The organism is Martinezella rhizogenes, assembly GCF_027460065.1.
Taxonomy (GTDB): domain Bacteria; phylum Pseudomonadota; class Alphaproteobacteria; order Rhizobiales; family Rhizobiaceae; genus Agrobacterium; species Agrobacterium rhizogenes_C.
This window is the reverse complement of record NZ_JAPYZZ010000031.1, coordinates 1-14,125: the sequence shown is the minus strand read 5'-3', so window position 1 is coordinate 14,125 and position 14,125 is coordinate 1. Positions and strand designations below refer to the sequence as shown.

Sequence of the window (14,125 nt, the reverse complement as noted above, 5' to 3'; positions counted from 1 at the left end):
GCAATCGTCAGCTCTGCCACCTTTTTGCCCTGCGGATACGTTTGCAGGGCTGACCGGAACACGAACACTCTGGTTTGCCCAAAAGGCCGCGCAGAATGCAGCTTGTCTGCCGTTGCGCCTGTTTTTCACGACGGATCACCACGAACCGAAACCCGGTACTGCCTGTGGCAGACCACGGTTGTTGACGGGTCCGTCCTGCCAGAGACGACATCATGACCATCATCACGCTTCGAAACCTCGGAATCATTCTGGGTAAGCCGCTTTTTTCCAATCTCAGCCTCACCGTGAATGCGGGAGACCGCATCGGCATTGTTGCCGCCAATGGCTGCGGCAAATCCACCCTGCTCAACTGCCTTGCCGGTGACATGGAGCCCACCAGCGGCGACCTGACCCGGTTGCGCGGGCTGACGCAGTCCATCGTCCATCAAAACCTGCCTTCCGCGCTGATGGACCACACGATGCGGGACGCCGTGCTTTCCGCCCTGCCGGCGGACACGATCGACAGCGAGAGCTGGCGCGCCGACATCATCTTCGACGCCATGCTGGTGCCTGAACCGTTCCGCGAGCGCCGCCTGAAGGAACTGAGCGGCGGCTGGCAAAGGCTTGCCATGCTGGCCAAAGCATGGATCACCGAACCTGACGTGCTGCTGCTCGACGAGCCGACCAACCATCTCGACCTCGAAAAGATCAACGTGCTGGAAAGCTGGCTCGGTGAATTGCCGCGCGATACCGCCGTCATCATCGTCAGCCATGACCGCGCCTTTCTCGACAACGTCACACGGACGACGCTGTTTCTGCGGCCGGAAAACTCGGCGCTGTTCCGCCTGCCCTATGGCCATGCGCGCGCGGCGCTGGAGGAGGAAGATGCCGCCGATGAGCGGCGTTTCCAGCGCGACATGAAAACCGCGCAGCAATTGCGCCGGCAGGCGGCCAAGCTCAACAATATCGGCATCAATTCCGGCAGCGATCTCCTGACCATCAAGACCAAGCAATTGCGCCAGCGTGCGGAAAAGATCGAGGAGAAAGCGCGCCCTGCCCATAGCGAGCGATCCGCCGGCAAGATCCAGCTTGCCAATCGCGGCACCCATGCCAAGGTGCTGGTCACGCTGGAGGACGTGCCGGTCTCGACGCCGGATGGAACAGTGCTGTTTCGCACCGGCCGGCAATTTATCCGCCAGGGCGACCGTATCGTCATTCTCGGCCGCAATGGCGTCGGCAAGACGCGGCTGATGTCGCTGCTGCAGGCGGCGGTAACGGGTGCCGGCCAGATACAGGACGGCATAAAGGCTACGCCGTCGCTGGTGGCCGGATATGTCGACCAGTCGCTGGCCGCAATCGACGACGACAGCACGCCGGCGGCGCTGCTGTCGCGCCGTTTCGACATTGGCGACCAGCGCATCCACGGCCTGCTCGCCGGCGCCGGCATCGACATGGAAATGCAGAAACGCCGCATCGCGAGGTTGTCCGGCGGACAGAAGGCGCGGCTCGCCATGCTGGCACTGCGGATGGCGGAGCCGAATTTCTACCTGCTGGACGAACCCACCAACCATCTTGATATAGATGGCCAGGAAACGCTGGAGGCGGAAATCATCAGCCGTGAGGCCAGCTGCGTGCTTGTCTCGCACGACCGGAGTTTCGTGCGGACGGTCGGAACCCGCTTCTGGCTGATCGAAAAGCGCAAGCTGATGGAAGTCGATGATCCCGAAGCGTTTTTCGCCTCGGCATGAAACTGCCGATAATAACGCCTCGTCAGCCGAGCAGGCTGGCGAGGCGTGGATCGCCGGCGAAATCCGAGACCGCGAAACCGGTTCTGCGCATCGGAAATTCGCATAGTGCCTGCACGCCCGTCTTCGACAGGCGGATGCGCCAGCTCATCCGTTCCACCGGCGCTTTTTCGGCAAAGGCTTTGGGAGAGAGGATCGCGATGTTGAGGCCAGCGGCGGGATCGCGCACCGAGCGGTAGAGGATCGCCTCCACCTTCGCCAGACGCGCCTGCTCGGCCAGCGCCTGGCATGGCTCGTAATTGGTGAGATCGGTCCAGTGCGCCTCGTCGCGGTTCAGTTTGGGTTGCGTGAGGTCAAGTGCCGCATCGGTGGCGATACGGGCGGCAAAGGCGGAATAATCGGCGGGATTGGCCGGCAGCGGCGTGCCGGGGGATTCGGCATAAAACAGCAGCCGGTAAAAGGCCATTTCGGCGAGTGCCGTTTCCACCTTCGCGGCGGCATAATAAACGCCTTCGGTATAACCCGCGCGGCGGAAACGCGAGCCATGCGGATAAGCGGCGCCATATCGGAAGGGCGTGGCGAGAAGATAATCGAAACCGGCGCACTCAGGCGGAAACGGCCTTTTACTCGTCTCCAGAATATCCTCCAGCAGCGATTGCTCCTCCACCGTATCCACCAGCTTCATGGTGGAAACCTGATGCTGCGCTTCCACCAGCCGCCAGTATTTTCCCGATGCGGCGCGTTTTTCAGACAGGAGCGCGTCGGGCGTCCAGATAGGAGAGGACATCGATCAATCCGGTAATGGTGGTGAGCCTTTCGGCAGGCACGGCATCAAGCGCCGTATTGTGATTGCGCAGCCAGCTTTTGGCCACCGCCTCGTCGCCGCCGGTAATCGCATCCAGCGAGCGGAAAACCCGGATCAGCAGCACCGCAAGCTCGAAGGACTTGGCGCCCGGCTCCAAAAGGAAATCGAGCCGCTTCATGCGCGAGACCGTTGGCGCGGAGACACCCAGAATATCGGCCGTACGCGCCGCGTTCAGGCCCAGCCGCTCGGCGGCGGCGATGACGGCCTTGGTGACGACCCTGCCCTGCGATGCGGGATCCATGGCGGTCTTGGCGTGAATATTCATGGCGCACATCCTTTCCTTGGAAAGAATATAGCATATTTCTTTCTATAAACAAGAAGGCCGGGATGAACCGGCCCCAAGAGTGACGATCCAGCGCTTAGCCGCCTTATCAGGCCACCGAGACCGGCACTTCCGTGGAGGTGCGCATGGCGTGGCTATAGGGGCAGACGATGTGTGCGGCCGCAACCAGCTTTTCGGCGACTTCGCGCTCGACGCCCGGAATATTGGCCTTCAGCGAGACTTCGATGCCGAAACCGCCGCCGTCTTCGCGCGGGCCGATGCCGACAGTTGCCGTCACAGTGGTGTCTTCAGGAATCTTTACCTTTTCCTTGCCGGCAACGAATTTCAGCGCGCCGAGAAAGCAGGCGGAATAACCGGCCGCAAAAAGCTGTTCCGGATTGGTGCCACGGGCGCCATCGCCGCCCAGCTCCTTCGGAACGGTGAGCGTGACGTCGAGAACGCCGTCTTCCGACTTGGCGTTGCCGGCGCGGCCACCGGTGGCGGATGCTTTGGTCGTGTAGAGAATGGGCATGGCATTTACTCCTTCGGGTTGGTGTTGGACATCTTATAACGCACAATTAAATTGTGCGCAATATAGTTTTGCACATTGAATGAAGATTTGTTTTTTGCGATAATTCTCACGAAATTTAGCCGCGCATCCATGTGGCAGGAACCGAAAGCGGGGGCTGATTGTTCCCTCCCCGGTTGATTTTGGAGCAGGAAAATGGACGCAGAGGGCAAAGAGAAGACAATGGAAAGCCTTTTGAGGCTGGACCAGCAGATATGCTTTGCCCTTTACGGCGCGGCGCATGCCTTCACCCGCGCCTATAAACCGCTGCTGGACCCGATCGGGCTCACCTATCCGCAATATCTTGTCATGATGGCGCTGTGGGAAAAGGAGACATCCACCGTCAAGGCGCTCGGCGAAATGCTGGGGCTCGATTCGGGCACGCTGTCGCCGCTTCTCAAGAGGCTGGAGCATGCCGGGCTGATCACCCGCAAACGCGGCACCGTGGACGAGCGGCAGGTGCTGGTGGCGCTGACCCAAAAGGGCGCCGACCTCAAGAAAGAGGGTGTGAAGATCATGGCCGCCATCGGCGGGGCCACCGGCTGCGGGCTGGAGGAGCTGGCGCAGCTGCGCGATCAAGTGAATGCGCTGAAGGAAGGTCTCTCCCGGCCGTAGTCCCTGCAAACCAGAAGGCCTGCAAGCTCTCGTTCGTCATGCTCGGGCCTGTCCCGAGCATCTGCTACGTGTCGATTTAGTGCGACGTGATTAGATCCTCGGGACGAGCCCGAGGATGACGCCGAGTATAGAAGCAGTTTCCTTAAAGGCGGCACAAGGCCGCCTTTTTAGGTAAGGAGTTTTCGGCTTACTGCCACACCACCACACGCGCCTTCTGCGGCACGCGGTCGTAGAGGTCGATGACGTCCTGGTTCATCAGGCGTACGCAGCCGGAGGAGACGGCCTTGCCGATGGAGTTCCATTCCGGCGAGCCATGCAGACGGTAGAGCGTGTCCTTGCCGTTCTGGAAGATATAGAGCGCGCGGGCACCGAGCGGGTTTTTCAGGCCCGGCGGCATGCCGCCGTTCTTGGAGGAATATTTGACCAGTTCCGGCTGGCGGGCCACCATTTCGTCCGGCGGGGTCCATTTCGGCCATTTCTGGCGCCACTGGATGACACCTTCGCCCGACCAGGCGAAACCATCGCGGCCGATGCCAACCCCGTAACGCATGGCGCTGCCGCCCTGCTCCACGACATAAAGGAAGCGCGAGCGCGTATCGACGACGACGGTGCCGGGGCGTTCGCCGGTCGGGTCGACGACCCGCTGACGATAATAACGGCGGTCGATCTTTTGATAGGGAACCGCGGGAATGACGTAACCGCCATCCTCGACCGAGCCGTACATGACGGCCAGTTCCGCGTCGCTGACGCCCGACGAGAACATCTGGCGGAAATCGCTGCCGATGCTGCTCGCCTGCTGGCGAATGGCTTCACCCGTGCCTGATGACGCGCAGCCAGCTAGCAGTGAAGCGGAGGAAATACCCAGAAGGGAAAGGAAAGTACGTCTGGAAAGATCTGTGTCGGTGCTTGTCATAAGGCCGGTTTGTCCCACATTTCGAACGGCTATATCGCCGTTGTACATCGTTTGTTCCACGTACACAGGCGTATTGCGAAAATAGTTAACCGACCGCTAAAAGCCAGTCACAAGGCGCTGCCGGAACGGCGCCCGCATCTCTTTCTTTTAGAACGTGGTCAGATAACCACAATCTGCGCCCCCTGTGGCACACGTTCGTAGAGGTCGATCACATCCTGATTGAGCATGCGCACGCAGCCGGAGGACGTCGCCTTGCCGACGGACTGCCAGTCCGGCGTTCCGTGCACGCGGTACAGCGTGTCCTTGCCATCCTTGAAGATATAAAGCGCGCGCGCACCGAGCGGATTGTTGAGACCCGGCGTCATGCCGCCATTGGCGGCGGAGATGGAGGCGAGTTCCGGTTGGCGCTTGACCATTTCATCGGGCGGCGTCCAGCGCGGCCACTTCGCCTTCCACTGGATCTTGCCGCGGCCCGACCAGGCATAACCATCACGGCCGAGGCCAACGCCGTAACGGATCGCCTTCCCGCCGGACTGCACGAGATAGAGAAAATGCTGTTTCGTATCGACCACGATGGTGCCCGGCGCTTCCGCCGTCTGGTAGCTGACTTCCTGCCTGAGATAACGTGGGTCGATGCGACCATAGGGAATGGCCGGCAAGGAGCGGTCTTCGTCGCGGATCGGGCCATACATGACCCGGTGCAGCGGATTGGAAACCGGCAGGCCATAGGCCATCATCTGGCCCTGCGGCTGCGGCGCATTATAGCCCTGCACCTGCGGGGCCTGCAGCCCCTGGCCGCGTACCGGCGGACCATATTCCTGATGGAAGCGGGTTCTGAAAAGATCGGGCGGGCGCGTCGAAAGCTGTCCCGGCTGCGGCGGCAGTTCCGGCTGGCGATTGGAACTGACGGAATTAAAATTGAATACCGGCGCCGTTTCCCTGACAAAGACGTCCGGGTCCATCCGGGTCGTATCCGTCACGAAAAGGCAACCGCTCAGCAGCGGCAGAGCCGCAAGTGCCGCCAGAGAGGCCGCCCGGCGACCATTTTTCAAAAGGAGTGCTATCATCTGAACCGCTTCATGGAATCCAATCTGCCAGCATGATGGACCGCGCGGCTGGCGCGAGGCTGGCGTCGGTTTTTTCAAAAAAAATCGAAAAACTGCATTTTCCCTCTTGAACCTCTAGTTGCTAGAGGTACCAGATTGGCTGTCGACTGGAATTCAGGAGCGAGAACCATGAATATTTCGACACGCGGCAGTTTGAACGGGGAAGCAGAGGAACTGACCTTCACGGTCGGCGGCATGGATTGCGGCAGCTGTGCGGCGAAGATCGAAACCGCGCTCTCGCGCCTGCCCGGCGTTGCAGACGTCAAGGTGTCGGTTGCCCGCGAAAGGCTGAACCTCTCGCTCGCCGAAAACAAAACCCCGGTCGAAAAGATCGAAGACACCCTGCGCAAGCTCGGCTTCAAGCCCGCTTTGCTGCCGCGCGAAAAGGCGCCGCAGGCGAAGGTCGAGGCTGATCATCACGACCATTCCACCTGCGGCGGCCACCACCATGACGAGGCTGAAACGGTCGCTGAAAAGAACAATGCGCTGATCTTTTCGGTCGGCGGCATGGATTGCGGCAGCTGCGCGGCCAAGATCGAAACCGCGCTTTCCCGCCTGCCCGGCGTTGGCGACGTCAAGGTCTCGGTGGCCCGCGAAAGGCTGAACCTCTCGCTCGCCGAAAACAAAACCCCGGTCGAAAAGATCGAAGACACCCTGCGCAAGCTCGGCTTCAAGCCCGCTCTGCTGCCGCAGGAAAAGACCGCACGCGAAAAGACGGCGGATCATGGTCAAGAACATGACCACGCGACATGCGGCGGCCATCACCACGATCATGATCATTCGGGGCATGATCATTCGGGACATGACCATTCCGGGCACGACCACGCGGCACATTCAGGACAAGATCATCAGTCCTGCAAGGGGCATGACCATGACCATTCCGGCCATGATCATTCAGGTCACGATCATTCCGGCCACGACCATTCGGGCCATTCACACGCTGCCGCACCTGCCGCCGCAAGCCAAAGCGCCGAGATAGGGCATGCCCATGGAGCGGAGGAAAAAGGCGCGTGGTGGCGCACCGCAAAGGCGCGCAACACCTTCACCGGCACCATTCTGGTCGCCGCCGCCTATGCGGCGGAACTGAGCTTCCCGGCCTGGGGTGGTTATGCCTTCATCATCGCCACGCTGGCCACGCTTTTCCCGATCGCAAGAAATGCCTTCAATGCCGCCCGTTTCGGCGCGGTCTTCACCATCGAGATGCTGATGACGATTGCCGCCATCGGCGCGATCATCATCGGCGAGGCGGAAGAGGCGGCCATCGTCGTGCTGCTGTTCTCCGTCGGTGAATTGCTGGAAGGTTTTGCGGCCGCCCGCGCACGCTCCGGCATCAAGGCGCTCGGTTCGCTGCTGCCGAAAACGGCGCTGGTGGAAGAAAACGGCTCGCTTCGGCAGATCGCCGCCGATCAAGTGCGCATCGGTCAGGTGGTCGTGGCGCGCCCCGGCGACCGCATCGCTGCCGATGGCGTTGTCATGGAAGGTCAATCCAGCGTCGATGAATCGCCGATGACCGGCGAAAGCATTCCCGTTGCCAAGGAAAAGGGCGCGCGCGTCTTTGCCGGTTCGATCAACCATGACGGCTCGCTGCGCATCCGTGTCGACCGCGCACCGGAAGACAACACCATTGCCCGCATCATCACGCTTGTCGAAGAAGCCCAGGATGCCCGCGCCCCGACCGAACGCTTCATCCAGAGCTTCTCGCGTTATTACATGCCGCTGATCGTGGCGATCTCCGCACTCACCATCGTCGTGCCGCCGCTTGTGGGCCTCGGCGACTGGGATACCTGGATCTATCGCGGTCTTGCCCTGCTCTTGATCGGTTGCCCCTGCGCCTTGGTCATCTCCGTTCCCGCGGCCATCGCCTCCAGCCTTTCGGCTGCGGCACGCCATGGCATGCTGGTGAAGGGTGGTGCTGTCATCGAAATGCTGGCACGCACCGAAACCGTCGCATTCGACAAGACCGGCACGCTGACGCTGGGTGAACCTGTCGTGACCGACGTGGTGGCGCTTGACGGCAATGAAGCCGAACTGATTGCACAAGCCGCGACCATCGAGCATGAATCGAGCCATCCGCTGGCACGGGCCATCGTCAACCACGCCGAAAAGCTGGGCGTGAAGCCCCTGCCCGGTTCCGAGATCAAGGCGATTTCCGGACGCGGCATGCAGGGCAATGTCGGCGGCAAGCGCCTCTTCATCGGCGCACCACGCTTCGCCACCGACGTCGGCACCGTTTCGAAGGACCTGTCCGATCGCATCGCCAAGCTGGAGAGCGAGGGCAAGACGGTAGCTGTCGTGATGGCCGGCGGTGAAGCAAGCGGCCTCTTCGCCATGCGCGACGAGCCGCGCAAGGATGCGGCCGAAGGCGTCAAGGCGCTGAAGGACATGGGCATTTCCTCGCTGATGCTGTCGGGTGACAATGCCCGCACGGCGAAGGCAATCGGCAACAAGCTGGGCCTTGAGGCGCGCGGCGAATTGCTGCCGCAGAACAAGGTCGAGGAAATCCGCAAGCTCGCCGAAAAGAAGACCGTGGTGATGGTGGGCGACGGCATCAACGATGCACCGGCCCTTGCGGCGGCCAGCGTCGGCGTCGCCATCGGCTCCGGCACCGACGTGGCGATGGAAGCGGCGGATGCGGCGCTGATGCGCAACAATGTCGGCGATGCCGCCCGCCTCATCGGCCTGTCGCGCGCCACCATGAGCAACATCCGCCAGAACGTGACGATCGCGCTCGGCCTGAAGGCGGTGTTCCTGGTCACCACCGTCACCGGCGTTTCCGGCCTGTGGCTCGCCGTCTTCGCCGATACCGGCGCCACGGTTCTGGTGACCGCCAATGCCATGCGGCTGCTCGGTTACTTCAACGGCCGCAAAGCCTGACCACAGCTCCTCCGAAGCCGGCCGAGCCCGTTTATCCGGGCTCGGCCGGTCTTGTTTTCAGCGTATTGACAAACTAATTGCGTACAATAAATACCGCGTACCGCCGTTTCCACGCGCGTGACAATAGCGACAGGAAGAGCTGGCGATTCCACACGCGGGAGCATTGAACTTGACTAAGCATGGCTACAACCCGATTGCGTACCGCGCGATCAAGATCGGCGGCAACATCGTCAAGGTCATCTTTTCCATCGATCTGTTTCTGCGGCCCGGCAGAAGAAAGACGCTTCCCGCGCACCAGCCCGCGCGACGCCGCCCGAAATCGGAAAAAACCATTCCACGCATCATCTGGCAGACGAATTACTCCAACCGGGTAACGACGCCGATCTATGCGAATTTCCTGTTTAACCGTTGGCTGACCCCGGAATTCGAATATCGCTATCACGATGACGAGGCCTGCCAGGCCTATATCGACCGGCATTTTCCCGGGCGTTACGCCGATGCCTTCCGCCGGCTGCAGGTGGGTGCCGCCAAGGCGGATTTCTGGCGCATTCTCGTCCTTTTGCAGGATGGCGGCATCTATCTCGATATCGATTCCAATTTCGCGGCCCGCCCGGAAGATGCGATCGGCCCGGATGAGGAAGCCGTCTTCATCGCCATGAAAGATGGCGAAGTGACGAATTATTTCATGGCCTCCAGACCCGGCCACCCGGCGCTGAAGCTGATGGCCGACCGTATTGCCCAGAATATCGAAGAGGGAACCCTCGTCAGCGTTTATGACATGACCGGCCCGACGGTGGTGCATGCCGTCGTCAAGGAGCTTGGTCTGCCGGAGCGCAATTACCGCGAGATGTGCACCCAGGGGCAATTCACCAACAAGCGCGCCCAATATGCCGACAAGAAAGATGGCGCCTGGTGGGCGGAGCAGGCCAAGACCTCAATCGTCAAGAACTAGGCATCGTCAAAAACCAGGACGCCACGCGCGCCTAACCAGCGGCGCGATATCGCATTTCAAACGAAAGCGTTGAAAAGGCGGATGCTCTCCTCCACCGCATGCGGCACCACGCCATTATGGGTGCCGGGCAGCAGTTTTTTGTCGACCTTGAAGCCGGATGTCAGGGCACGATCCACGAAAAGCTGGTGATCGGCATCAAAAGGCCGCTCCTCCGTGCCGCGCAGCAGCAGTGCCGGACATTTGAGGCTGGGGCCGAAGCAGACGGAGGAGCGCATGATGAATTCGCGCTCATTGGTCTCGTCGAAACAGATCTCGTCGGTATAGCGATTGAAATAACGCCAGGAATTGACGCCGGCCGAGATGGGGGCTGCGGCGCGGAACCTGCGGCTCATGGCGGCCAGAAGCGTCAGTGTGCCGCCATTGGAATGGCCGGCAATGAAGAAGCGATTTCTGTCGATGCCGGGGAGATTTTCCAGATAGGTTGCCGCCGCCAGCGCATCCGTCGTTTCATTGTAAAAACCGGAATAATGGCCGTTCTGGCCGTTCTCCCCCCGGAAGGACGGTAAAAGCACGACATAGCCCGCTTCCCAGTAGGGCTTCATCAGCGCCCAGTGGCCATCACCCGTGGCGTTGCCGCCGTGGAGAAATAGGACCGCAGGTTTCAGCGTTTTTGAGGGCTGATAATGGGAGAGCCAGGCGACGAGCTCGATCGAACCATCCGGCCCGCCGGGATAGGTGACGCGTTCCGCACCCGGTGGCGTGCCGAGGACCGAGGATTTTTCCGGCGCGGCCATGTGGCGCAACAAATGGGTGTGGAACCGTTTGCGTGCCTCGGCATAATCCTGCCGTTCCAGCGGCAGCACCTCGGGGGCGACAATGCCTGCTTTCGCGCGGGGTGGTAAAAATGCCGCCGCCGACAGACCGACGGCACCGGCCAGCAAGCTTCGCCGGGTCATGCTCTTCATGGTCGCCCTGCTCTCTTCCTGTCTAACGGTTGAGGAGAGAAAGCGCTTGTCTGCCATAAGGTCACCTGAAGAGGATGGTTGTAACAGCAGTTCAGCACTGCGGCGAGGCGCTGTCCAATCACGGATTCGCGAATGACAACAACGTATTCGCAGCCATCATGGCAATTTCTGGACAGGGGTTAGGTTTCCAGACGCAAAGCCGCCTCATTTTCCTAACCCTCCACACCATCTATCATCGAAACAAGCGTCGAAAGCCTGTCGGCCTCGGCCGGCAACTTGTCGGCGCGCAGCCTTGCAATGCGCGGAAACCGCATGGCGACGCCTGACTTGTGGCGGGTGGAGCGGTTGATGCCTTCGAAGGCCACCTCCAGCACGAAACCGAAATCCGGTGTGGCCCGCACCGCCCGCACCGGGCCGAAACGCTCGACGGTGTTATCACGCACGAACTTGTCCAGCACTTCCAGTTCCGCATCGGTGAAACCGAAATAGGCCTTGCCGACAGGTACGAGCTGTTCGCCATCCTCGCCTTCCGCCCAGACGCCGAAGGTGAAATCGGAATAATAACTCGATCTTTTGCCGTGACCACGCTGGGCATACATCATGACAGCGTCGATATTGTAGGGATCGCGTTTCCACTTGAACCACGGCCCCTTGGCGCGCCCGGCCTGATAGGTGCTGTCACGGCGCTTGATCATCACGCCCTCGATGACAGGATCGGGCGGCGCGGCGCGCAGCGTGTCGAGTTCCGACCAGCTGGAAAAGCCGATCAGCGGCGAGAGGTCGAAGCGATCATGCGGCGCGCGCTCGATGATATCAGACAACCGGCCGCGGCGCTCCAGATAGGTTTGCGCGCGAATGTCGCTCTCGCCCTCGAACAGCAGGTCATAAGCGCGGATGAAAGCGGGATAGTCATCCCGCATCTTCGCCGTTACCGTCTTGCGGTTCAGCCGCTGCTGCAAATCGGAGAAGGTGCGGGTGAGATTGTTGGAGCGCGCCGTGCCGCCAATCAGCAATTCGCCATCCATCACGCCTTCGAATTCGATGGCGTCAAGCACATCTGGAAAGGCGCCGGAAATATCGTCGCCGGAGCGGGAATAGAGCTTTCGCGTTTCGCCGGCGCGGGACAATTGCACACGGATACCGTCCCATTTCCACTCCGCCGCATAATCGGCCGGGTCCAGCGCATCGAGATCGCCGTCGCCCACCGGTGTCGCCAGCATCACCGAATGGAAGATGGCGGGCGTGGCCAGCACCGGTCGGTCGGACTTGCCCTCCAGCCAGGCGAAAAGCGTCGTATAGGGCGGCGTCAGACCGTGCCAGAGGGTTTCGATTTCGGTGATGTCCTTACCGGCAAAATCCGCCAGCGCCTGCCGCGCCAGCCTTGCCGAAACACCAATGCGCAGGCTGCCGGTGGCGAGTTTGAGGAAGGCGAAACGCGAGGAGGTATCGAGCCGGTCGAGCAGATCGCGCACCGCGCCGCGCACCTCGGTACGCCCCAGCGAATTCATCAGCGTCACGACGTCGCCGAGGCGCGGATCCTGCGCCTCCGCATCATCCACGCCGCCGATATTGCCCCAGACCAGCGAAATGGTCTCGGCAAGATCGCCGACATAATCATAGGAATAACGGAACAGCACCTCGTCCATGCGCTCCATGACCAGTTCGCGCAGCATGGCCGGCTTGACGCTCTTGAGGTCCAGCGTGCCGGCAATCGCCGCCAGGCCGTAACCCCGGTCGGGGTCGGGCGTATCGCGGAAATAATCGGTGAGCAGCTTCAGCTTGCCATTGCGCGACGGGGTAAGGACAAGGCGGTCGAGAAGGGTGGCGAAGGCTTTCATTTCAATCCCCCTCGTCTTCATAACCGACGAGATGCAGCGGCTTGGCGGCAATGCCCTGCAATTCGCACCAGCGCACCAGCGCCTCTTCTCGTCCATGGGTGACCCAGACGGCCTGCGGACCGATTTCCCTGATGGTCTCCAGCAATTCCGGCCAGTCGCAATGATCCGATATGACCAGCGGCAGTTCCACACCGCCCTGCTTCGCGCGTTGCCGCACCATCATCCAGCCGGAGGCGAAAGCGATCAGCGGCTCGTTGAAACGCCGCGCCCAGCGCTCCTGAAAGGCCGAGGGCGGGCCGACGACGATGGCGCCCCTGAAATCGGCGGGGTTGCTTTTTTCCAGTGTCGCGGGCCTGAGATCACCGAGATCGATACCCTGCGAGACATAATAATCACAGAGCCGCGCCAGAGCGCCGTGAATATAGATCGGATCGGCATAACCATTATCGCGCAATAACCTGATAACGCGCTGCGCCTTGCCGAGCGAATAAGCGCCGACGAGATGGGTGCGGTCGGGAAACTGTTTGATGGACGTCAGCAACTTGCCGATTTCCACGCGCGGCAGAGGGTGGTGAAACACCGGCAGGCCGAAAGTGGCTTCGGTGATGAAGACATCACAGGGCACCATTTCGAAGGGCGCGCAGGTGGGGTCGACACCGCGCTTATAATCGCCGGATGCGACGATGCGCAGGCCGTTCATTTCCACGGAGATTTGCGCCGAGCCAAGCACATGGCCCGCAGGGTGGAAACCCACGGTGACGCCATTTACGTCCACCGTTTTACCGAATGCTACTGCCTGCTCGCTGCCGCAGAAATCCTCGCCGTAACGAATACGCATGATATCGAGCGTCTGGCGCGTGGCGAGCACCGCGCCATGACCGGCACGGGCGTGATCGGAATGGCCATGGGTGATGAGCGCCCGCGCCACGGGGCGCACGGGATCGATGTAAAAATCGCCCACCGGGCAATAAAGCCCCTTCGGCGTGGAATTCAACAGCTGTTCCGGCTTCATATTCATTGAGATAGGGCCGCCCGCGCGAATGTAAAGTGCTGCGAGCATAACGCGGAACGGGCGTTAAATTTCCAGTGGGGGTGTTTTTGTTTGGCTGAAAGTGTTGAGCCACCCGCCTCCTCATTCCTGTGCTTGTCACAGTAATCCAGCCGACGCGCGTCTGCGCGGCGCAAAGACTCCTCTCAGCCCAAGGACTTGGGCTGGCTGGCAACTGTATTGATCCGTGTTGTTTCAAGTTGTTCTGAAGGTGGTTTTGTCTCTGAGAATGGCGTTTGCGATAACGAGCAGTTTGCGGGCGATGGCGATGATCATGACCTTGAACGGTTTGCCTTTGGCCTGCATGGTTTGAATGAGGCATGCGAATGGCGATCTCATTCTATAAGCGACAAGGGCTGCCATGTAGAGGGCATCGCGCACACGCTTTCGACCGC

Annotated in this window: 12 protein-coding genes and 1 pseudogene; 4 read left to right on the top strand and 9 right to left on the bottom strand. The window is 60.9% G+C overall.

Annotation, left to right across the window (positions count from 1 at the left end; translation table 11 throughout):
* Positions 1 to 212: 212 nt before the first annotated feature.
* Entirely contained in the window at positions 213 to 1,727 is a 1,515-nt protein-coding gene (locus tag O8B93_RS26795) for an ABC-F family ATP-binding cassette domain-containing protein (RefSeq protein ID WP_269712934.1), read from the top strand.
* 22 nt (positions 1,728 to 1,749) lie between these two features.
* Here O8B93_RS26795 and O8B93_RS26790 read toward each other — a convergent pair whose 3' ends face one another.
* From O8B93_RS26790 to O8B93_RS26780, 3 genes are all read right to left on the bottom strand, one after another.
* Positions 1,750 to 2,511, bottom strand: a complete 762-nt coding sequence (locus O8B93_RS26790; protein WP_269712933.1) for an RES family NAD+ phosphorylase — start codon at positions 2,509 to 2,511, stop codon at positions 1,750 to 1,752.
* Positions 2,471 to 2,854, bottom strand: a complete 384-nt coding sequence (locus tag O8B93_RS26785; protein WP_269712932.1) for an MbcA/ParS/Xre antitoxin family protein — start codon at positions 2,852 to 2,854, stop codon at positions 2,471 to 2,473. Before O8B93_RS26785 ends, O8B93_RS26790 begins: the two co-directional genes overlap by 41 nt.
* Before the next feature lie 106 nt (positions 2,855 to 2,960).
* Positions 2,961 to 3,383, bottom strand: a complete 423-nt coding sequence (locus tag O8B93_RS26780) for an organic hydroperoxide resistance protein (RefSeq protein WP_003509379.1) — start codon at positions 3,381 to 3,383, stop codon at positions 2,961 to 2,963.
* 192 nt (positions 3,384 to 3,575) lie between these two features.
* Here O8B93_RS26780 and O8B93_RS26775 point away from each other — a divergent pair, with 192 nt between their 5' ends.
* The gene (locus O8B93_RS26775; RefSeq protein WP_269712931.1) at positions 3,576 to 4,034 is read left to right on the top strand and encodes a MarR family winged helix-turn-helix transcriptional regulator; all 459 of its coding nucleotides are present in this window, start codon (positions 3,576 to 3,578) and stop codon (positions 4,032 to 4,034) included.
* A 187-nt stretch (positions 4,035 to 4,221) separates the two neighbouring features.
* On the opposite strand, the gene O8B93_RS26770 is transcribed toward O8B93_RS26775, so the two are convergent.
* On the bottom strand, positions 4,222 to 4,947 hold the full coding sequence (locus tag O8B93_RS26770) for a L,D-transpeptidase (RefSeq protein ID WP_013635657.1): 726 nt from the start codon (positions 4,945 to 4,947) through the stop codon (positions 4,222 to 4,224).
* A 158-nt stretch (positions 4,948 to 5,105) separates the two neighbouring features.
* Positions 5,106 to 6,014, bottom strand: coding sequence for a L,D-transpeptidase (locus O8B93_RS26765; RefSeq protein ID WP_269712930.1), 909 nt, complete (start codon positions 6,012 to 6,014; stop codon positions 5,106 to 5,108).
* A 168-nt stretch (positions 6,015 to 6,182) separates the two neighbouring features.
* On the opposite strand from O8B93_RS26765, the gene O8B93_RS26760 reads away from it, so the two are divergent.
* Positions 6,183 to 8,927 carry a heavy metal translocating P-type ATPase gene (locus O8B93_RS26760; RefSeq protein WP_269712929.1) on the top strand — a complete coding sequence of 915 codons (2,745 nt, stop codon included), beginning with the start codon at positions 6,183 to 6,185 and terminating at the stop codon, positions 8,925 to 8,927.
* Positions 8,928 to 9,096: 169 nt separating this feature from the next.
* Positions 9,097 to 9,879 (top strand): glycosyltransferase family 32 protein, encoded by a 783-nt coding sequence (locus O8B93_RS26755; protein ID WP_269712928.1) that lies wholly within the window; start codon positions 9,097 to 9,099, stop codon positions 9,877 to 9,879.
* Positions 9,880 to 9,935: 56 nt separating this feature from the next.
* Here the strand turns inward: O8B93_RS26755 and O8B93_RS26750 are convergent, their stop codons facing one another.
* The 4 genes and pseudogenes from O8B93_RS26750 to O8B93_RS26735 form a co-directional block, all read right to left on the bottom strand.
* Positions 9,936 to 10,901 carry an alpha/beta hydrolase family protein gene (locus O8B93_RS26750; protein ID WP_269712927.1) on the bottom strand — a complete coding sequence of 322 codons (966 nt, stop codon included), beginning with the start codon at positions 10,899 to 10,901 and terminating at the stop codon, positions 9,936 to 9,938.
* A 155-nt stretch (positions 10,902 to 11,056) separates the two neighbouring features.
* Positions 11,057 to 12,682 (bottom strand): cisplatin damage response ATP-dependent DNA ligase, encoded by a 1,626-nt coding sequence (locus O8B93_RS26745; RefSeq protein ID WP_269712926.1) that lies wholly within the window; start codon positions 12,680 to 12,682, stop codon positions 11,057 to 11,059.
* Between the two features lies 1 nt (position 12,683).
* Positions 12,684 to 13,700 carry a ligase-associated DNA damage response exonuclease gene (locus O8B93_RS26740; RefSeq protein ID WP_269712925.1) on the bottom strand — a complete coding sequence of 339 codons (1,017 nt, stop codon included), beginning with the start codon at positions 13,698 to 13,700 and terminating at the stop codon, positions 12,684 to 12,686.
* A gap of 225 nt (positions 13,701 to 13,925) precedes the next feature.
* Positions 13,926 to 14,125: pseudogene (locus O8B93_RS26735) on the bottom strand (IS110 family transposase); the annotation flags it as partial.